20 protein-coding genes, 2 tRNA genes and 1 pseudogene are annotated in these 18,274 nt (G+C 40.5%); 7 read left to right on the top strand and 16 right to left on the bottom strand.

All coding sequences use genetic code 11. From position 1 onward, the window contains the following. The first annotated feature begins 114 nt into the window (after nucleotides 1–114). Complete coding sequence (mtnA, locus tag HJP15_RS06690) at nucleotides 115–1,137, top strand: S-methyl-5-thioribose-1-phosphate isomerase (protein ID WP_170173312.1); 1,023 nt, start codon at nucleotides 115–117, stop codon at nucleotides 1,135–1,137. Here mtnA and HJP15_RS06695 read toward each other — a convergent pair. The 5 genes from HJP15_RS06695 to HJP15_RS06715 form a co-directional block, all read right to left on the bottom strand. Further along, nucleotides 1,134–3,290, bottom strand: a complete 2,157-nt coding sequence (locus tag HJP15_RS06695) for a winged helix-turn-helix domain-containing protein (protein WP_170173313.1) — start codon at nucleotides 3,288–3,290, stop codon at nucleotides 1,134–1,136. The two genes, mtnA and HJP15_RS06695, sit on opposite strands and share 4 nt — an antisense overlap. Before the next feature lie 101 nt (nucleotides 3,291–3,391). Next, on the bottom strand, nucleotides 3,392–3,733 hold the full coding sequence (locus HJP15_RS06700; protein ID WP_170173314.1) for a gamma-glutamylcyclotransferase family protein: 342 nt from the start codon (nucleotides 3,731–3,733) through the stop codon (nucleotides 3,392–3,394). A 31-nt stretch (nucleotides 3,734–3,764) separates the two neighbouring features. Next, nucleotides 3,765–4,307, bottom strand: a complete 543-nt coding sequence (locus tag HJP15_RS06705) for a 1,2-dihydroxy-3-keto-5-methylthiopentene dioxygenase (RefSeq protein WP_169326629.1) — start codon at nucleotides 4,305–4,307, stop codon at nucleotides 3,765–3,767. Continuing rightward, a complete protein-coding gene (mtnC, locus tag HJP15_RS06710) occupies nucleotides 4,304–4,990 on the bottom strand; it encodes an acireductone synthase (protein ID WP_170173315.1) in 687 nt (228 codons plus the stop codon). Before mtnC ends, HJP15_RS06705 begins: the two co-directional genes overlap by 4 nt. Then, a complete protein-coding gene (locus tag HJP15_RS06715; protein WP_170173316.1) occupies nucleotides 4,987–5,616 on the bottom strand; it encodes a methylthioribulose 1-phosphate dehydratase in 630 nt (209 codons plus the stop codon). Before HJP15_RS06715 ends, mtnC begins: the two co-directional genes overlap by 4 nt. A 98-nt stretch (nucleotides 5,617–5,714) precedes the next feature. Here HJP15_RS06715 and HJP15_RS06720 point away from each other — a divergent pair, with 98 nt between their 5' ends. Together HJP15_RS06720 and HJP15_RS06725 are read left to right on the top strand one after the other, a co-directional pair. After that, nucleotides 5,715–6,857, top strand: coding sequence for a methionine aminotransferase (locus HJP15_RS06720; protein ID WP_054205285.1), 1,143 nt, complete (start codon nucleotides 5,715–5,717; stop codon nucleotides 6,855–6,857). Next, nucleotides 6,845–7,621, top strand: a complete 777-nt coding sequence (locus HJP15_RS06725) for an amidohydrolase (protein WP_169326625.1) — start codon at nucleotides 6,845–6,847, stop codon at nucleotides 7,619–7,621. The genes HJP15_RS06720 and HJP15_RS06725 overlap by 13 nt, the downstream gene beginning before the upstream one ends. Nucleotides 7,622–7,666: 45 nt before the next feature. On the opposite strand, the gene HJP15_RS22180 is transcribed toward HJP15_RS06725, so the two are convergent. From HJP15_RS22180 to HJP15_RS06760, 7 genes and pseudogenes are all read right to left on the bottom strand, one after another. Continuing rightward, nucleotides 7,667–7,873: an LbetaH domain-containing protein gene (locus HJP15_RS22180; RefSeq protein WP_282960284.1), complete on the bottom strand. Its 207-nt coding sequence runs from the start codon at nucleotides 7,871–7,873 to the stop codon at nucleotides 7,667–7,669. 6 nt (nucleotides 7,874–7,879) lie between these two features. Further along, nucleotides 7,880–7,948: pseudogene (locus HJP15_RS22300) on the bottom strand (maltose acetyltransferase domain-containing protein); the annotation flags it as partial. A gap of 79 nt (nucleotides 7,949–8,027) precedes the next feature. Then, nucleotides 8,028–8,654, bottom strand: a complete 627-nt coding sequence (locus HJP15_RS06740) for a LysE family translocator (protein ID WP_169326624.1) — start codon at nucleotides 8,652–8,654, stop codon at nucleotides 8,028–8,030. Between the two features lie 348 nt (nucleotides 8,655–9,002). Further along, the gene (locus HJP15_RS06745; RefSeq protein ID WP_170173317.1) at nucleotides 9,003–9,458 is read right to left on the bottom strand and encodes a hypothetical protein; all 456 of its coding nucleotides are present in this window, start codon (nucleotides 9,456–9,458) and stop codon (nucleotides 9,003–9,005) included. Nucleotides 9,459–9,567: 109 nt separating this feature from the next. Continuing rightward, a tRNA-Ser gene (locus HJP15_RS06750) sits at nucleotides 9,568–9,660 on the bottom strand. Between the two features lie 52 nt (nucleotides 9,661–9,712). Then, nucleotides 9,713–9,803: transfer RNA gene (locus tag HJP15_RS06755), tRNA-Ser, on the bottom strand. A gap of 211 nt (nucleotides 9,804–10,014) precedes the next feature. Further along, complete coding sequence (locus tag HJP15_RS06760) at nucleotides 10,015–10,155, bottom strand: hypothetical protein (protein ID WP_167349695.1); 141 nt, start codon at nucleotides 10,153–10,155, stop codon at nucleotides 10,015–10,017. A gap of 322 nt (nucleotides 10,156–10,477) precedes the next feature. Between HJP15_RS06760 and HJP15_RS06765 the strand changes: the two genes are divergently transcribed. Then, the gene (locus HJP15_RS06765) at nucleotides 10,478–11,368 is read left to right on the top strand and encodes a diacylglycerol/lipid kinase family protein (protein ID WP_082355671.1); all 891 of its coding nucleotides are present in this window, start codon (nucleotides 10,478–10,480) and stop codon (nucleotides 11,366–11,368) included. 59 nt (nucleotides 11,369–11,427) lie between these two features. On the opposite strand, the gene HJP15_RS06770 is transcribed toward HJP15_RS06765, so the two are convergent. Continuing rightward, the gene (locus HJP15_RS06770; protein WP_054454465.1) at nucleotides 11,428–12,357 is read right to left on the bottom strand and encodes a DMT family transporter; all 930 of its coding nucleotides are present in this window, start codon (nucleotides 12,355–12,357) and stop codon (nucleotides 11,428–11,430) included. 124 nt (nucleotides 12,358–12,481) lie between these two features. Here HJP15_RS06770 and HJP15_RS06775 point away from each other — a divergent pair, with 124 nt between their 5' ends. Further along, nucleotides 12,482–13,924 carry an aminotransferase-like domain-containing protein gene (locus tag HJP15_RS06775; RefSeq protein ID WP_170173318.1) on the top strand — a complete coding sequence of 481 codons (1,443 nt, stop codon included), beginning with the start codon at nucleotides 12,482–12,484 and terminating at the stop codon, nucleotides 13,922–13,924. 56 nt (nucleotides 13,925–13,980) lie between these two features. Here HJP15_RS06775 and HJP15_RS06780 read toward each other — a convergent pair whose 3' ends face one another. Continuing rightward, the gene (locus HJP15_RS06780) at nucleotides 13,981–14,778 is read right to left on the bottom strand and encodes a YggN family protein (RefSeq protein WP_054205280.1); all 798 of its coding nucleotides are present in this window, start codon (nucleotides 14,776–14,778) and stop codon (nucleotides 13,981–13,983) included. 398 nt (nucleotides 14,779–15,176) lie between these two features. Between HJP15_RS06780 and HJP15_RS06785 the strand changes: the two genes are divergently transcribed. Next, nucleotides 15,177–15,365, top strand: coding sequence for a PA3496 family putative envelope integrity protein (locus HJP15_RS06785; protein WP_082355672.1), 189 nt, complete (start codon nucleotides 15,177–15,179; stop codon nucleotides 15,363–15,365). A 42-nt stretch (nucleotides 15,366–15,407) separates the two neighbouring features. Here HJP15_RS06785 and HJP15_RS06790 read toward each other — a convergent pair whose 3' ends face one another. Further along, nucleotides 15,408–15,890, bottom strand: coding sequence for a glutathione peroxidase (locus tag HJP15_RS06790; RefSeq protein ID WP_054454461.1), 483 nt, complete (start codon nucleotides 15,888–15,890; stop codon nucleotides 15,408–15,410). Between the two features lie 162 nt (nucleotides 15,891–16,052). Beyond that, complete coding sequence (locus HJP15_RS06795; RefSeq protein WP_054205277.1) at nucleotides 16,053–16,922, bottom strand: LysR family transcriptional regulator; 870 nt, start codon at nucleotides 16,920–16,922, stop codon at nucleotides 16,053–16,055. Nucleotides 16,923–17,080: 158 nt separating this feature from the next. On the opposite strand from HJP15_RS06795, the gene HJP15_RS06800 reads away from it, so the two are divergent. Beyond that, the gene (locus HJP15_RS06800) at nucleotides 17,081–18,235 is read left to right on the top strand and encodes an iron-containing alcohol dehydrogenase (protein ID WP_054454460.1); all 1,155 of its coding nucleotides are present in this window, start codon (nucleotides 17,081–17,083) and stop codon (nucleotides 18,233–18,235) included. Nucleotides 18,236–18,274: the final 39 nt, after the last annotated feature.

An 18,274-nucleotide genomic window follows, 5' to 3' on the forward strand; every position in this document is an offset into this window, starting at 1 on the left:
AGGAACAATAGCATTCTATACCTTTAACCGTTTGGAAGTCTACACTTCCGCTTTGTGGGTTTTTAAAACTGATGTAAAATAGCAGCAGATTTTATATTGGTAGGTCCAACTCATATGCAAGATTTAATCGCTAGCAGCTTAAAATTCCAAAATAATACCTTAATGGTATTGGATCAGTATTTATTGCCCCATCAACAGGTGTGGCATGAATGCCGTGATGTAAAAACCATGAGAGAGCTAATTTTGAGTTTAAAAATTCGTGGTGCTCCATTGATTGGTTTAGGTGCTAGTTTATTAATTGCTTATTTGGCTGAACAAGACACAACCAAAGCTGTTTTAGCGCAAGCCATTGATGACCTTGAAGCTACGCGTCCCACCGCTGTTAATTTAATGCATTGCATGGCGAAACTAAGGGTGGCATTACAGCAGCAAGATTATGTAGCTGAAGTTATAAACACAGCAGTAAAGCTGTTCAACGAAGACATTGCTCTGTGCGAGAAAATGGCAACTCACGGAGCAAAACTCGTTAACAGTGGCGATAATATTCTGACTCATTGTAATACGGGAGCGTTAGCTACTGCAGGCATAGGCACTGCGCTTGGGGTGATTTATAAAGCGCAGCAGCGCCATGGTGACATTCATGTGTGGGTAGACGAAACTAGGCCATTGTTACAAGGTGGGCGGTTGACTGCATTTGAATTAGAGCGCTGGCAAATCCCTTATACTTTAATTTGCGACAACATGGCTGCAAGTTTAATGGCCGCGGGCAAAGTGAATAAAATTTTTGTGGGTGCAGACCGTATCGCCGCCAATGGCGATTTTGCAAATAAAGTAGGTACTTACAATTTAGCTGTGCTTGCGCACTTTCATGATATTGAATTTTATGTTGTTGCGCCGCTAACCACATTAGATATAAACACGGCGTGCGGCAAAGATATAGAAATAGAGCAGCGTAATGGAGCAGAGGTACGTGGTGTCAGCGGCAGTTTTGGCGAGGCGCTTTGGGCACCGACTAACGCAAAAGTTTACAATCCAGCATTTGACGTAACGCCCGCCAAGCTTATCACGGGCTGGGTACTGGATAGTGGGGTATATAGCCAAGCCGATATTAAGCGAGGCGCTTTGAGGGGCTTTTAGTCATTTGGTTTATGCTCTGTGTAAAGCTCAATACTATTTGGGTTGTTGGTAGATAAAAATGAAATAGCTAACTTATCATTCTGGGCATTTAGCTTTGTTATATAGTTTGTTGGCTTCATTTTCACTAAACTTTTAATATCTTGCATTGTATCTAAAGTCGTACTGTATATTTCTAAATCGGTTGCCACAAATAATGTTTTATCATTGCTTGCTATAGCCACTATAGAGGGTTTGATTGTCGTTAGTTTATCTGGTGTTGCAAATTCTTTATAAGTATTGGTTTGGCTATCAAGTATTAAAAATTGCGTGTTTTTTGTATGCACAATTAACTGATCGTCATCAATCCAAGCAAGCGCAAGTGGAGTGTCGATGTCACTCATTACAGTGTTTTCATTATCAGTATTTAACAGTATTATTTGGTTGTTTTGATTAGTGGCATCCGTATAGATTATAGCCACTTTATTGTTACGCATTACAGCACTTTGAATATGACCAGGCACCGACCACTGTTTTATCACATGGTAATCAGTGGCATTCAAAATGGAGAGTTGATAACTACTTTTGTTGTAGCTCAATAAATGCGAGCTATTAGCATCAGCAGCTATAATTATATTATCAGTGCCTAACTGATCAGTAATGTTGATAAATTGGTTGTTAGTTTTTAACCAATGTTCGCGTTTATCGTAGTGATAAGCATCGGCAAAGTAAATATCACCATTTTTCAGTGCTACGCCATCGCGCTCATGTTTATTTGCCGTGGCAATATGTTCCATGGTTGCCGTTTTAAAATCAAAGATATTGACATCTAAATCGTGTAAGTCAGTGCTGATTAATATGGTTTGCTTATCAAGTGGGTATGCGTAATTTGCTGCATTTACAGGAGCTTCAATCACTTGCTCCAGCTGCATAGTATCAAGCGAAAATGACTCAATTGTCGAATTAAAGCGGTTGTACCAAATTAGTGTGTTGTCATCTTTGTCATAGGTAGCCGCCCATGCTCTGTGGGTGTTGGTCGTTAATAACTTCAACGAACTCCCATCAAGGTTAGCCATGTAAATCTCAGATTGGCTAACGTTATGGCGCTCAAAGATAATTCTATCGGGATTTGAGAGCGATGTTAATAAGTAGTCACCAGTACCTGTTATATTGGGTGTAGTAATACGCAGCTCCTCACCTGTTTTTTTATCATAGGCATAGAGTGCATTGAGGTGGGTAAGTCCACGATAGTTATTTCTACGAAATATTGCTGTATCGCCAATTTCCGTGTACTGAGTTAGTTCTTCACCCCCTGTAATGCTATACGGTAGGGGCATCTTTTTTATCTCTTTAGAAATAAAATTACTGGCTTGCCATTGCTGGCACTGGTATTTATTATTTTTCTTACACTTGATGTAAAATAATCGTTCACCATCACTTGACCAACCTTGAATATAAACTTTGCCAGCATCAAGCAAATATTCTTTTTTACTGCCCAAGTCCATCACATATATATTATTTGTTTCGCTTGGTTTTGTAGCGGTAACCGTGTAAGCCAGCTTACTTTTATCAGGGGGAAGCAATAAGTTATAGTAACTTCCCTTATGCCAAGAAATAGTTTCTGCTTCTAAAGTAAGAAAAGGCATAGAATTTTGTGTTTCATTGCTGGCAGATGGCTGCTCTTGATAAAACCAAGAAAAGCAAATCACTAAGAGCAGCAAGACCATAGTCCAAGGCCAATATACTTTTTTCGGTGTGCCCGTCGGTTGCAGTATTGGCGGAGCTAAATGGGTTATAATAGGTTTGGTTACCGCAAGTTCTGGTTCAGCGCTAATTGCGTTTGAGCTTACTGGAATAAATAAACTGTAGCCAGCTCGGTAATGAGTTTTGATACTCTGGCCGGGCTGTTTTGCTGACTTGAGGGCTTTTCTTAACTCAGAGATGGCGCGGTTAATAGCATTATCATCTACATGACTTTGTTGCCAAATATTTTCAGCGAGTTCTTGGCGAGGAATTATTCGTTCATTATGCTCAATAAAATAGCATAATAGTTTGAACAGCAGGGGTTCTAATTCCCTAACGTTATCACCGTCACTAATACTTTGCTGATCAATATTTAGTTGCCACTCGCCAACTAATATTAAGTTTCCTTGAGTGAGAAAACGCGCCAGCCCCATATCTAATCCTTTAATTATTTATTGCTTTTATCACAAAGAATAATAACAGAAGTTGTTTGTCTTTAGGGTATTTTTGTTGGGTGTTTGTAAACTAATGTAAGCTATATTAGGCTTTTAGCTACATACACCCACGCATTAATACCGCAGCTAAATATCTCTTCAACTCGTACGTAATCATCAACTTCGTAGTTGTCTGCGTTGGCGAGTTCTTCTGCGGTGATAGTAAAAATGGTGCCGATTACTATATCTGTCGCCAGTCCTGTTTTAATTAATGCAGGATGAAACCGTTGGCCGCTGCTTTTCAGCACGGCGGCATCGGAGATCTCAACTTCACCTATTACGTAACCTTGTAGTGTATCGGCTTGGCCTTCAAGCAAACGGCCAAAGGTATCAAGCTGTACTTGCTCTAATTGCAGCGTACCGTATGAGAATAGCTTTTCCATTTTTAGCCTTTTGGTTTTAAATAACAGGTCGTTAATCTAATAACGGAAATTGCTTGGCAATCTCTGATTCTGTGCTTTGTGCAACCCAGCCCTCAGTGTTATTGAACAAACGAATCGCGGTAAACTCAGGATCGCTGCCCATATCAAACCAATGCGGCGTGAGTTCAGGGACTGAAATCAAGTCACCCTGTTGGCACAACACTTGGTAAACTTTGTCGTTAATGTGTAGGCAAAACAACCCTTGGCCTTTCACAAAAAAGCGTACTTCATCTTCACTATGGGTGTGCTCAAATAAAAACTTAGCGCGTAAATCCGCCGCTGAGGGGTTACCTTTAGCCAATGAAATTACATCAACAGTTTGATAGCCCCCTTGTTGCTTTAGGCGCTCGATATCGGCGTTATAAGATGCAATGATCTCCTCATTATTAGTAGTGGCGGTGATCACTGCACTTGCTTGCCACTGCTCAAAACGTACACCGACCTTATTTAACTCTGCGGCTATCTCGTTGTTGTCATGACTTGTAAAAAGCGCATTTTCGCCATTACAGTCAGCAAAAATAGTTAATTGGCTCATGTTAAATACTCCGCTGTAAACTGGCTAAAATCGTTAATGTAATTATGTTCAACCGAGCAGGCTTGACCATCGCGGATTAAGTGCAACGTATTTAGGCCTGCGGCCTTAGCAGCATCAAGCTCGCTAACCACATCGCTCAAAAATAACACTTCATTTGCGTCAAATGGCAGTTGCGTAATAATGTTTTCATACGATGATTGCTCTTGTTTTGCACCAACCTTGGTATCAAAGTAATCAGTAAATAGTGGGCGGATGTCACCAAAATCGGAGTATTGAAAAATCAAATGTTGTGCTTTTACTGAACCTGACGAATACACATAAAGCTGCTGACCTGCGAGTTTTTGCTGTTGTAAAAACTGGTAGGCATCAGGATATAAGTGACCAGTAAAATCACCATTTTCGTAACCCGCCTGCCAAATCAAACCTTGCAGTTGCTTAAGTGGGGTAATTTTTTTATCGTCGGCAACCCATTTGAGTAAGGTGCTAATAACCGTATCTATAGGGGCATCTGGCTGCTCGATAAATTCTTTTACGGCATTTAATTGTTCAGCTACGGCGTCTTGTTGCTCGTTTGCTTTTACAAATTCGGGTAACCGCGCAGCGGCATAAGGAAACAGCACTTCTTTAACAAATGAAATTCGGGTAATTGTGCCTTCAATATCAGTTAATAATGCCTTGATCATACTTTTGCCTCTGCTGAAATACCTTCTAATTTTAAACGCTCAAGCTCACAACTAAATAAAAACTCTAAGCCTTCTAAGTGGCGACGTACTTCACGAATATCACGCCCTACAACATATAGACCATGGCCGCGAATAAGCACTGCATACTCAATCGGCGTGTGTAAGTGATGGTCACTTACTAATAAGCTTAGGCGATCAATATCTTGGTCGTTATCAAAAATAGGAATACTAAGTGTGTCTAAATGTGACGTATTGCCTGCAATTGACTTTTGCATTTCGTAGCCTTGTAAATCAAGGCTGTGGCCTTTAATTATTCGCGATAGTACCGTGGCTGCAACAGAGTGGGTATGCAATACAAAGTTAGCTGAAGGAATGAGTTTGTACATGCATAAATGCAGCTCTGTTTCGGCAGAAGGTTTGGCTGAACCTGCGCTGCGATCACCATTATGGTCTAACTGAATAAAGGTATGAGTTCCGAGCTGACCTTTATCAAAGCCGCTGGCAGTTACAACAAATCCGGTGGTTGTACGAGCTGAAAAGTTGCCACCCGTTGCAGGAACCCAACCACGTTGACTGATCCATTTTCCTGCTTCTATAAGTTCTGAAATAGCGGTATTGTTATGCATATAATCCTCGAGCTACTAAAACGATTTAGACGGCTATACTTCTTTTATAAGCAATGATAGCATCGCTTTGGGCGCAAAACCATCATTAAGGGTAACCAGTGTTTGAAAGTAAATTGCCAAATTTAGGCACCAGTATTTTTAGTCAAATGACCACTTTAGCAAATCAATATGAAGCAATTAATTTATCGCAGGGTTTCCCTGAATTTGACGCGCCAGAGCTGCTAAAAAAACAGCTGAACCATTATGTATTAGAAGGAATGAATCAATATTCGCCTTCAAGTGGTGTGCCGCGACTACAGCAACAAATAGCTGAATTAGCACAGCGAAAATACGGTGCAGAAATTAATGCCGATCAGCAGGTAACCGTTACATCAGGCGCTACAGAGGCATTATTTGTGGCAATTCAAGCTATTGTACGTCGCGGCGATGAGGTCATTATATTTGACCCCGCTTATGACTCTTATCAACCGGCAATAGAGCTGGCAGGCGGTAAGTCGGTTAATATTGCGCTACATGCGCCAGATTATGTGATTGATTGGCAAGCTGTTGCCAGTGCCGTAAATAAAAACACCCGCGCAATAATTATAAATACCCCACATAATCCCAGTGGCAAAACATTAAAGCAGCAAGATATAAATGCCCTTAAAGCGATAGTTTCAGCGCATGATTTATATGTCATCAGCGATGAAGTATACGAGCACATTACCTTTGATGGGCAGCCTCACTTAAGTGTACTGCGTGATGATGCGCTATTTGCAAAAAGCTTTGTTATTTCAAGTTTCGGTAAAACATTTCACAGTACGGGTTGGAAAATGGGATATTGCATCGCACCAGCAAGCTTGGCTGTGGAGTTCCGTAAAATCCATCAATATGTGACCTTTTCAAGTTTTACGCCTGCACAACATGCATTAGCCGATATGTTAGAGCAACAAGGAGAGCATGTGGATGAGCTTAGTGAGTTTTATCAACAAAAACGCGATGTGCTCAGTAATGCCCTTAAAGGTAGCCGCTTTACTATTTTGCCCAGCGAAGGCACTTACTTTTTGCTACTCGATTACAGTGATGTGTCTGAGTTAAATGATGTTGAGTTTTGCCAATGGCTAGTTGAACAGGCGAGCGTTGCTGCTATCCCATTGAGTGTGTTTTATCAACAACCAAGTCACGATAAAGTAATTCGTTTGTGCTTTGCTAAAAGCGATGAAACTTTGCTGCAAGCTGCGGAGATTTTATGTCAACTTTAACGCTCGCTTTGGTGCAAACCTCGCTTAACTGGTTAGATAAAGCTGCTAACTTGGAAAATTTTGGCAATAAAATAGCTAATATAGATAAAGCGGTTGATCTTATTTTATTACCCGAAACGTTCGCCACCGGCTTTGCGATAAGCCTCGATTGCGCTGAACCGGAAAACGGTCAAGTACTTGCTTGGTTAATCGCGACAGCTAAATCGGCCAATGCAGTGGTTGCAGGCTCCGTATTAGTAGAGCAAGGTGACAAAAAAGCCAATCGTTTTTACTGGGTGTGGCCCAGTGGTGAGGTTAAGTTTTACGACAAACGCCACCTATTTTGTTTGGGTAAAGAAGGTGATTTTGTAAAAGCTGGGCAGCAGCGCCAAATATTCACCATTAATGGTTTTAGGGTTTTACCGCAAGTGTGTTATGACCTACGCTTCCCGGTTTTTCAACGTAATCGTAACGATTACGATGTGATGATAAATGTCGCCAATTGGCCCGCAGCAAGGCGTAATGTATGGGATACCCTATTAATGGCGCGTGCGATGGAAAACCAGTGCTATGTGGTTGGTGTGAACCGTGTGGGGGAAGATGGCAATGGCGTTGCGCATAATGGCGGCACTGCAGTGTATGATTTCAAAGGTGATGTGCTAGTCGCTGCAATAGACAATGAATCAGACATTGTAATTACCACTTTAAAGAAAGAGCCGCTTGAACTATTTAAGCAAAGTTTCCCCGCGCATTTAGATGCAGATGGGTTTAGTTTGCAAGATTAACCTGCGTTAACAACCAGGGCGACTATTTAGTTTTTATCGCCCTAATCACTTTGCAGGGATTACAACGGCCACCGAATTGGCCGGAATATCTTTTGTCACTACACTGCCTGCGCCAATCACACAATTATCGCCAAGCTCTATATTAAAACCAAAACCGCAATAAAACATCGGTTCAAGGTAGGCCTTACCTTTAAACTTTAATAAGGCACCAAGAATTTTAACTCGCTCATACGGTGTTGTTGGATCGGCCAAATTAAACTGATGGCATACCAGTTTTGCGTGAGTTTGCGTGTTTGCTAGTTCTGGATCTGAGGCAATATAGGGTATAAACCTACCTGCATTTTTTCAAGTTCATTCATCGTGATGCTCTAATTGAAAATCAGTAATAAAATTATTGATTTTTTAGTTATCTTTGCTTCATAAATGCGACAGTGAGCCCGGAAAAAATAAACGTTATTCCAGCACCAATATTCAAGTTGTTTATTAGTTTAGGTTTGTTTTTTAGCCAACTGGCAAGCTGAGATGAAAACACTCCCATTAAACTAAAGCCAATTGTGGTTAAAATGGCAAACCACAGGCCATAGCCAATCATTTGAGCCGTGATAGACCCTAAAGCTGGATTTATAAATTGTGGTAAAAAAGCGAGTACAAATATGCCAGGTTTTGGGTTGAGTGCAGCAGAGAGAAAGCCGGTTGAAAATATACGTTTAAATGATTCTTTATTACTTGGTTCTAAAGAAATCAAATTTTTTGAACGTAAAACTTTAATGCCTAAATAAATAAGGTAGGCCGCACCGATTGCTTTAATCATATAAAAAGCAAATTCAGAGGTTTGGATTAGCAGAGTTAAACCAAAAGTTGCTGCTAGCACATGAAATAATATCCCTAGGCCAGATGACAGTCCTGAAATTATTGCGGCCGATTTACCTTGGCTTAAGCCTCGACTAATTGCCAGTAAATTGTCAGGCCCTGGCGAAATGACTAATAATAGGCACGCTAGTGTATAAGCAATAAAAACATCCAACGGAAACATAGTTACCCTTTATTCAATGACTTTGAACAATATAATAGACTTGCCTTAGAGACTCTGATTATTATGTATACAAGCAAGTTACTCTTTTTATATCGTGCAGACAAGTTTGCTATACGCTCTAGAGCGTATTGACTTTTCGTGATTGATAAATGCCAAACATGCGCTGCCCAAAGGGTTCTTCCTAGGGGCGATTGACTCTTTGTTACCTACACGGATGTAGGTAAGGGGCGTGAGCAGGACGCACAAGCTTTGCTCGGTTTTTACTTAGCCCGCTAGGTTACAAACCTCGCGCCGCGATTAAATCGCCCCTAGATTGAACAAATTTCAATCCAAAAAGGTCAACACGCCCTAATAATCCCGATCAGGATATAAAACGTTTTCAAAAGGCCAATGTGTGCAAAGCCATGCACTGACAGCTTGATGAAGTGTTTTATCTAAGCAAATATATTCATCTTTGATCCATAGGTACACGCAACAGTCATAATCTACAGATGGACTTGGGTCGATATATATTGAGCCAAGATATATGTTCTGGGATTTATCTAATACTGAAAATGCAAATGCTTTACGGGTATTAAATTCATGTTTATGAATCTTTAAACTGGCGATATTATCAGCGAGAGTCATTTTTGGATCTGGCCAGTTAGATGCAGGGCCAAAAATACCCTGTAACCTTTTTTGGCTAGACATGACCGCGGCATAATCTAATTCGGCTATATCATCATCGAGCACCTTAAAATAAAAATGATCGGTTTGAAAAGTTGTAGGTGGTATGAAAGTGTTAGGAATGAAAGGTTTAATCATATTTTGTGTTATCCATAGCATCCGTGTCGAGAGTTTTCAGCTTCCTTCTACCATTTTTAACAACAAAAAAAGCCCCACAATAAATTGCGGGGCTTTTTTCGTTATTAAATGGCGGAGAAGGAGGGATTCGAACCCTCGATAGAGCTACAAACCCTATACTCCCTTAGCAGGGGAGCGCCTTCGGCCACTCGGCCACCTCTCCAGCGCATAAACTTTTCATTTTGATAGTCGAGTGAACCACCAAAAAGTAATAATGGTGGAGAGATAGGGATTTGAACCCTAGAGGGGCTATAAACCCCTGCCGGTTTTCAAGACCGGTGCATTCGACCACTCTGCCATCTCTCCGTTGACGCAAGATAATACTTAGGTGTGTGGGCTGTGTAAATAGGAAAAAGATCGTTTGCTGGTTTTTTGTTCTAAAAAGTGGTTTTTTTTTGAAATTAAGTGTTTTTGAGGTGTTTTAAGAAGGGGTTGCAGCAAACGAGGGAGCTAAATAAGTGTTTTCATTTAGTGGTTGGGTGTTTGCTGCACCGCTAAAGTAACCATGGTTGGGTGGTTACTTATATTGAACTGCGCCGCCAAGTGCTAGCTTTTTACCATAACGGTTAAGTTTAGCGAGCATTTTTGCTTTGCGATTGGTTGGTTTTACGGCAACATGCGTTGCTGCATTTTCATTTAATGTATTTACTGGGTTCATTACTTTGCTCCGGGTTATGTCTGTTTTGACAACAGGGCTATTCTGACGCTTAATTGCACAAAAATAAAACGATAAAAATTAGGGTGGTCGGATAGAAATAACTAATCTGAATATATTTTTTTAACGTGCAGTTCAGATTTTATGATCTGTGATAACTGCATGGTTATGAAGGTTGGGTGGTATTTTTTGTCTGTATTTAAAGGGTTTTAATTTTATTTTTTATTTTTTATGCATTGTGAAATAGAAAAAGTGACTAATTATTCAGATTAATTTATCTTTTGTTAATGTGTTTTTTTAAATAGGTGGGTAGATTGGTATTACGATGTTGATAATTATTAAACCAAGTACAAATAAAAATCATAAAAAAGTATGTGATTGGTTACTCCATGAGTGCAATCAACGACAAATAAGTACTGAAATAATATATACCACGGGAAATTTTCATCCAGATTGCAAAAAAATAACTCAACGCGCGGAATATTATCAACGTGCAGTGGTGGTTGGAGGGGATGGTACACTCAATTTAGCTGTTAATGCACTTGTGGGACTTTCGTGTTCGTTGGCGTTATTGCCATTAGGTACAGGGAATGATTTTTCACGAGGCTTTGGCTGCTCTGATAAAGAGTGGCGCACGGCGGTTTTTAGTCAAGGTGATGTAAAAATAGATGTTGGGCAAATAAATGACCGTTATTTTGTCAATATTGCAGGGGTTGGTTTTGACGCTCATGTTGTCAAAGCATTGCAGACAAAACCTGCTCGGTCCTCGCTTGGTTATAGCTTGGCAGGATTTAAATATCTATTAGGTTATAAAGGTACGCATATCACCAGTGATTTTTCAGGGCGTGAGTATGCGTATAAAAATCTAATCACTGTATTTGCGAACCATCGTTATTTTGGTGGTGGCTTGGCTATTGCACCTAAGGCACGATTGAACAGTGGTTACTTGGAATGCTATGCCATGCCTGCGCGTGGGTTGTTGGGCAACCTATATAGTTTTATGCGTTTATTACTACGCAATCACCATACAATGACAGGACTTGAGTATCAACGCGTGACGGTTGCAACCATTAATACACCTAATTTACCTATTGAAGCCGATGGCGAGTTGATTGGTGTAACACCTGCTTCTATTCAAGTGCATCCACGAGCCCTACGTTTTTGTGTGCCAACGTGTACCTCTATACAGTTAGAGATAAAAAAAGTATGCAGTTAAAAATAAAAAAAGCGCCTAACAAGTAGGCGCTTTGGGGTTAGTTACGTTTAAAACGTATTCTAACCGGGGATGGAGCTTTTTTGCTGCAATGACCGCGCTGCAAAAAATGCTTTAATTCGTTTTGTTGGGGTTAGTACAATGGCGTTACCTACCAGCACTAAACTAAAGCCTATAAACGTATTCGTTTGCCAGATAAACCCTTCAAATAATGTGCTCAGTGCAACGGCAACTAAAGGAAATAATACAATCACATAACTGGCGCGTTCTGGGCCTATGTTTCTTAGTAATGCAAAGTAACAAGCAAATGCGATAACAGTGCCAAATACAGATAAATAAACTAATGAATACCAATAGCTTGCAGGTGCCGACAAGCTAAACTGAGCATCGCTAATAATGACGTAAAATAACAGCCCAATCGCGCTATATAGCATGCCCCACGCATTACCTTGCATAACACCTATTTGCTGGTGAGAATTGCGAACACTGACCATATTCCCTAATGAAGCCACAAAGGTACCACTTAGAGCAAGTAGTAACCCGACCAACACCCCGTTACTCAAGTCGAACTGCTGTAACTGTGGCCAAAACAAGCAAATGATGCCTAAAACACCTAAAATAGCGCCGCTGTAAATACGTTTGGCGATAGGTTTACCAAAGAATAAGCGGGTATTAATAATATTCATTATGAGCAGCATTGAAAAAGCAATGGATGTCATGGCTGACGTTAAGTAATTTTGTGCCCAGTAAAGAACCAAATAATTAAGTCCAAAATTACACAGCGCTAATAAAACAAAAAAGCCATGGTCTCGGCGGGTGTAATTCATGGGGAGTTTTTTTACGCCCACCCACATCCACATCAAAATAGCTGCAAGGCTAAAGCGATAGAATAGCGAAACTTCAACGGCGATGTCACCTAATTGAAATTCAATAGCGAGCCAAGTAGAGCCCCAAATCAAAACGGTGAGAGTGTACAGCGCGATACTTTTCATGGCCTTGGTCCAAGTGTGAAGATGAAGTGTTCATTTTAGTTCGCTTCTGTATACTTAACATACACAGAAAACTATAAATGCAACCTATACAGATTTGGGGTGCTTTGAGTGAAAGGTAAATGCAATGTCGTTAGTGATCAGTAAAACTAATCATGATTTTTTATACCAGCAAGTCATGCAACTTGTTCGCGATTTAAGTGAGCAGGGCACACTGCTCCCTGGTGAGAAACTTCCTTCATTACGCAAAATGGCCGAAAAACTCAATGTGAGCATCCCGACTGTAAAATTGGCTTATCAGTCTCTTGAGGCACAAGGTCTTGTTGAAGCGCGGGAAAAGTCTGGTTACTTTTTAAAAACAGTTAATACACAACTTGCTCGGCCTAAACGGGTAAAGCTGAGTCGCGCGCCTGTATCAGTTAATATGCAGGTGTTAATTGAGCAAGTATACGATGCAATCCATCAAGCGAATGTGGTGCCTTTTGGTATTGCAAACCCTGTTGCGGCAGCCCCAACCGATAAAATGCTTAGCCGGACCATGCGTCGGGTAATGTCGATTGCAGGGAGTCGTGCAATAAACTATGGGGCGATGGATGGCTTTGCGCCGCTTAAAAAGCAGTTGATCCATCGTTATTTAGATTTTGGTATTGGGGTTGATAGCCATGAATTAGTGATTACCAATGGTGCACAAGAGGCTCTGGCGATCGCGTTAAAATGTGCGACAAAGCCGGGGGATGTGATTGCGATCGAGTCACCTTGTTATTTTGGGATCATTGAATTGATCGAGAGTTTAGGCCTTAAAGCACTGGAGATCCCGCTATGTCCTGATGATGGGATCTGGCTTGATGATCTGAACCAAGCTTTGCAAGATCACGATATTAAAGCCTGTGTGTTTTCAACTTCGATCAACAATCCGGTTGGCAGCTTTATGCCGGATCATAAGCGTAAACAATTAGTTGAGCTATTAGAATCACAAGATGTAGTGCTTATTGAAGATGATGTGTACGGCGATTTGCATTTTACTCCCGAGCGAGGCATACCTGCACAAGCGTATTCAAAAAAGGGGCTCGTGTTAACGTGTTCTTCGTTTTCAAAAACAGCGGCTCCGAGTTATCGTGTTGGTTGGTTAATTGCGGGAAAGTTTGCAGCGCGCGCAAGACGTTATAAACGAGCACTAAGCTGCTCAACATCTTTAATTAATCAATGGACGTTATATGAGTTTGTGGCCAGTGGTGATTATGAGCGTAACTTAAAATTACTTAGGCAGCGTCTGCGTACCAATAAAGAGCGGATGATTTGGTGTTTGCAGCAAGCTTTTCCTGCCACGGCACGTATTAGTGATCCGCAAGGTGGCTGCGTGGTCTGGGTTGATTTAGGGCCAAGCTTTGACAGTATTAAGCTATTTCAACTCGCGTTAGAAAATGGTATTAGTATTACACCGGGTTATATATTTTCGGCAACGAATAAGTATCGCAGCTGTATACGGTTAAGTTATGGCTTGCCTTGGAATGAACGAGTCGAGCAAGCAATTATTAAACTTGGTGAGTTAATACATTTAGCTAAAAAGTAAAAAAGCAGCACGTTTAAAAGAGTGCTGCTAAAGGGATATCAAATTGTTATATGAGTTTAGTTGTTTTGTTTGTAGCTAAATAATTGATAATTTTTTAGCTCTGGTACTAATTTAACAAGTTGCTGCTCTTGCGCTGCAATCGTTGAAAAATTATCACATAATGCATCAGCACGTTTTTCTAGTGCGTTTGCTTGCAGTTCTACCTTTTCTTCTATTTGTGCACCCATATTTTCCATACGCTGTTCAAAGGCTTGCATATCGCCGCCGGCACCCATTAACTCAGACCCTAATGCCATCAAAATACTGCCCATTGATTGCATCATTGCTGATTCAACGGCACTTTCAATTTGTTCATCAAAATGGCTTTCAAAATTTTCGCCAAAGTCATTGAAACTTTGCTGCCCCATTACAAAGGCACCTTGTTGATAAAAGGTATTTTCTACCTCAACCTGAATCTCTGCCATTAGGTCATTAATACTGTCTAGACCTTGGATGTTAAATGCATTGGCGACTTCTTCAATTGCAACGCCGGCAATTTTTACACCTTCAAGTGCAATGTTAGCAACTTCAGGTAGCTGGCCTCGTAGGCTGTCTGAGTAGTCGCTGATTGCTTGACGCTGCTGCTCATCTAATGCCAATGTTTGGCCATCAACAATGAGCTCGCCATTGTTAGTGAAAGTCATGGTGTGATCGTTAGCGGTAAAAATTTCGAGTTCGTTTGGTTTAATGCGAACATCATTTTGAAACTCTACTTTGCACGAATCGCCGCTAAATGAAATATGCGAGTCGTTATCATTGTGCGCCATTGCCCCTGTGGCAATAAATAAAGAACCTACTAAAAGTAATTTTTTCATTTTTATATCCTGCTAATGTGTTGATTATAACGAATGCTTACTTAGTTGTTATCAAGTTTGATGCCAAAAAAAATTAATATTAATAATCATGTTGTTAGGGTCTTTTCTTTATTTTTTGATTGGTCTATTAAATGATAAAAAAACTAATTTTTAGTCAAAATGACTAAAAAATTTATAAGCATAAATAATGTTTATCGTTTCGATAAAAAAGTCTCACTTTCCAGAATTCAAATTTAACGCTATTTATTCACATTACTGACATAACATCATTTTAGAATGGGTTGTGGCTTTACTTTGGTGCGCTTCACTATGTTGAATAAGCGCACTGAACATTTTAATTTTACCAATGGCAGTGATAAAAATCCTACATTGGTCTCAAACACTTTATGGAGTGGGTTGTGGGTAAGACATTTAGTTACGATGCGCTAGATGACGCTTTTGTTGAAGACGAGTACGAAATGGTTGGGCGTAATCAACACGACAAGAATAAGCAAAAGGTGAAGAAAAAGTTGGAAGACTACCTGGAGCAAAAACGCTTGCGTAAAAACTTAGGTGATGATGACTTTGATGAGTACATGAATCACTAAGCAACAGTTTAAAATAAAGAGGCGTATGCCTCTTTATTGCTTTTAGTTTTTAAGTGCTTTAATGATCGTGCTTTCGATTTGTTGCGGCTTGGTAAAAGGAGCGAAACGTTTAATAGGTTCGCCATTGCGGCCGATTAAAAATTTTGTGAAATTCCATTTTATTTTACGACTCAAAAACCCTGGTAAGGCTGATTTTAAATGCCTAAACACGGGGTGTGCATGTTCGCCGTTTACATCTACTTTGCCCATCATCACAAAGTCAACGCCATAATTAATTAAACAGCCCTGCTCGATATCCTTAGCGTTTCCAGGTTCTTGTTGACCAAATTGATTACATGGAAAACCAATAATAACCAATCCTTGCTCGGCGTATTTTGCATGCAATTGTTGCAGGCCTTCGTATTGCGGTGTAAAGCCACATTTGCTGGCGGTATTAATAATTAAAACCACTTTGCCTTCAAGGTTGCTAAAATCAAATGTTTGGCCCTGTAAGTTTGTGGCTGAAAGTTGGTGAAAGTCGTTCATGATGCTCACTTTATTATTGTTGTTTGGTAAATTCTATCCTGAGTTGTGACAGACATACAGCTTAAATCTAGCTTTGCTCGATTTTTACTTAGCCCACTCGGTTACAAACCTCGCGCCGCGATTAAATCGCCTTTGGATTGAACGAATTTTAATCTGCAAAGGTCAACACGCCCTAAAACTTGTGAGTAAATATTCAATCAATAAACGTACTCTATACGGCATTAAATCTTTGCGTGGGTATACTAACCAAGATGCATTATCAGTGACTTGAAATTCATCAAGCAGCGTTACTAATTGGCCTTGTTGCACGTATTGTTCAACAATATCGCAAGCTAAGTGGGCAATCCCTAATCCACCCAATGTTGCACTGAGTAATGCGCGTGGATGATTACTGCGCCAGTTTCCAGTAATTTTTACTTCTTTGATTTCGCCATTAAAATTAAATCGCCAGCGTTTACCCATTGCCACTAAGCAATTATGTTTAGTGAGCTGGTGAGGTGTTGTAGGAGCGGGGTTTTGTTGTAAATAGTCAGGGCTTGCAACGAGCGTCATGATGCGAGGGCATAGTGGTCTCGCGATTAAATTCGAGTCTTGCATACGCCCAAAACGAATGGCTAAATCAAAACCTTCTTCTACGAGGTCAACGTTGCGATTATTAAAGTCCATATCGACTTCCACGTCAGGGTAGCGTTTTACGAATTCAACAATTTTGGGTGCTACATTAGTTGCGACAAATTCCCCCGCGCCGGTAATGCGAATAAGGCCTTTGGGTCTGCGTTGTTCGCCTTGTAATTGATTATTAGCGTCTATAAGTTCTTGTTTTATGGCTTTGAGTTTAACTGCGTATTCACGCCCTGCGTCAGTTAAGCTTATTTTACGGGTGGTACGTTGAAACAGCACTGAGCCTAAGCGGTTTTCTAATTGTTGTACTTGGCGACTAATATGAGATGTTGACACTTCCATAGCTTTTGCTGCATGGGTAAAGCTGCCATGTTCAACGACATGTAAAAATTCATCAAGGCCTTGCCACATATATTATGTTCTCAAAATATTAAGTAATTATAGTTTATATCATTCATTGTTGCAGCTGTGCAAAAGTGATTGCCTGATCTTAATCTTTAATTTAAACGTTAAAAGTCTACAATCATTTGGTCACCACGCATTATACATAATCAATTAATGGAGCAAGCATGTTAAATTTTAGTTTTGCAAACCCAACAAAAATTCATTTTGGCGAACAACAAATCGCATTAATTAAAAGTGAGATCCCAACTGACGCAAAAGTACTGGTTACGTATGGCGGCGGCAGCATCAAAAAAAATGGTATTTATGAACAAGTAAGTAATGCGTTAAGTGAGCATACTTGGTTTGAATTTGCAGGTATCGAGCCAAACCCAAGTTATCAAACGTGCATGAAAGCGGTTGCTTTAGTTAAAGAGAAACAGATTGACTATATTTTAGCTGTTGGTGGCGGTTCTGTTATTGACGGCAGTAAATTTATTGCTGCAGCGGCAAATTATGAAGGTGAACCGTGGGATATTTTAGCTAAAGGTGGTGAAATTAAGTCAGCGATTTCGTTAGGTGTAGTGCTAACTTTGCCAGCAACGGGGTCTGAGTCAAATACCTTTAGTGTTGTATCTAACCTTGATAGTCATGACAAATTGCCATTTGCTAGCCCATTTGTACAACCGCAATTTGCTGTGCTTGACCCTGCAGTGACTTACTCATTGCCTAAACGCCAAGTAGCTAACGGTATTGTTGATGCGTTTGTTCATACTATGGAACAATACTTAACGTACGATGTAGACGCTAAGTTACAAGATCGTTTTGCTGAAGGTATTTTAATGACCTTACTTGAAGAAGGCCCAAAAGCATTCAGTGAGCCAGACAACTACAAAGTGCGCGCTAATATTATGTGGTCGGCAACGATGGCCTTAAATGGATTAATTGGTGCTGGTGTGCCGCAAGATTGGTCAACGCATATGCTAGGGCACGAAATGACGGCAGTGTATGGCCTTGATCATGCACAAACGTTAGCGATTGTATTGCCACGTATGATGGCTGAGCAAAAAGAAACGAAACGCGGTAAAATTTTACAATATGCACAACGTGTTTTAGGCCTTGATATTAGCGATGAAGATGCCGCTATTGAGCAAGCAATTGCTGCAACAGAGGCGTTTTTCCATAGTGTAAACATGCCAACTCGTCTAAGTGATTACAACTTAGGTGAAGAAGTGGCAGATAAAATTGTTAAGCAGCTTGAGCGCCACGGCATGACGGCGCTCGGTGAGCGAGAGCAAGTTACTCTTGAAAAGAGCCGCGCTGTTTTACTTGCCAGTGTTTAGCGCCAGTATCGGCAATTGAATTGGCGCATTGATCTGGCG

It is taken from the genome of Pseudoalteromonas sp. NEC-BIFX-2020_002 (genome assembly GCF_013002825.1).
In the GTDB taxonomy this organism is placed as follows: Bacteria; Pseudomonadota; Gammaproteobacteria; order Enterobacterales; family Alteromonadaceae; genus Pseudoalteromonas; species Pseudoalteromonas neustonica.

Excerpts from the sequence above, each read along its gene's own strand:
- mtnA (WP_170173312.1), top strand. The coding sequence starts at position 115 with ATGCAAGATTTAATCGCTAGCAGCTTAAAATTCCAAAATAATACCTTA.
- HJP15_RS06695 (WP_170173313.1), bottom strand. The coding sequence starts at position 3,290 with ATGGGGCTGGCGCGTTTTCTCACTCAAGGAAACTTAATATTAGTTGGC.
- HJP15_RS06700 (WP_170173314.1), bottom strand. The coding sequence starts at position 3,733 with ATGGAAAAGCTATTCTCATACGGTACGCTGCAATTAGAGCAAGTACAG.
- HJP15_RS06705 (WP_169326629.1), bottom strand. The coding sequence starts at position 4,307 with ATGAGCCAATTAACTATTTTTGCTGACTGTAATGGCGAAAATGCGCTT.
- mtnC (WP_170173315.1), bottom strand. The coding sequence starts at position 4,990 with ATGATCAAGGCATTATTAACTGATATTGAAGGCACAATTACCCGAATT.
- HJP15_RS06715 (WP_170173316.1), bottom strand. The coding sequence starts at position 5,616 with ATGCATAACAATACCGCTATTTCAGAACTTATAGAAGCAGGAAAATGG.
- HJP15_RS06725 (WP_169326625.1), top strand. The coding sequence starts at position 6,845 with ATGTCAACTTTAACGCTCGCTTTGGTGCAAACCTCGCTTAACTGGTTA.
- HJP15_RS06740 (WP_169326624.1), bottom strand. The coding sequence starts at position 8,654 with ATGTTTCCGTTGGATGTTTTTATTGCTTATACACTAGCGTGCCTATTA.
- HJP15_RS06745 (WP_170173317.1), bottom strand. The coding sequence starts at position 9,458 with ATGATTAAACCTTTCATTCCTAACACTTTCATACCACCTACAACTTTT.
- HJP15_RS06760 (WP_167349695.1), bottom strand. The coding sequence starts at position 10,155 with ATGAACCCAGTAAATACATTAAATGAAAATGCAGCAACGCATGTTGCC.
- HJP15_RS06765 (WP_082355671.1), top strand. The coding sequence starts at position 10,478 with ATGTTGATAATTATTAAACCAAGTACAAATAAAAATCATAAAAAAGTA.
- HJP15_RS06770 (WP_054454465.1), bottom strand. The coding sequence starts at position 12,357 with ATGAAAAGTATCGCGCTGTACACTCTCACCGTTTTGATTTGGGGCTCT.
- HJP15_RS06775 (WP_170173318.1), top strand. The coding sequence starts at position 12,482 with ATGTCGTTAGTGATCAGTAAAACTAATCATGATTTTTTATACCAGCAA.
- HJP15_RS06780 (WP_054205280.1), bottom strand. The coding sequence starts at position 14,778 with ATGAAAAAATTACTTTTAGTAGGTTCTTTATTTATTGCCACAGGGGCA.
- HJP15_RS06790 (WP_054454461.1), bottom strand. The coding sequence starts at position 15,890 with ATGAACGACTTTCACCAACTTTCAGCCACAAACTTACAGGGCCAAACA.
- HJP15_RS06795 (WP_054205277.1), bottom strand. The coding sequence starts at position 16,922 with ATGTGGCAAGGCCTTGATGAATTTTTACATGTCGTTGAACATGGCAGC.
- HJP15_RS06800 (WP_054454460.1), top strand. The coding sequence starts at position 17,081 with ATGTTAAATTTTAGTTTTGCAAACCCAACAAAAATTCATTTTGGCGAA.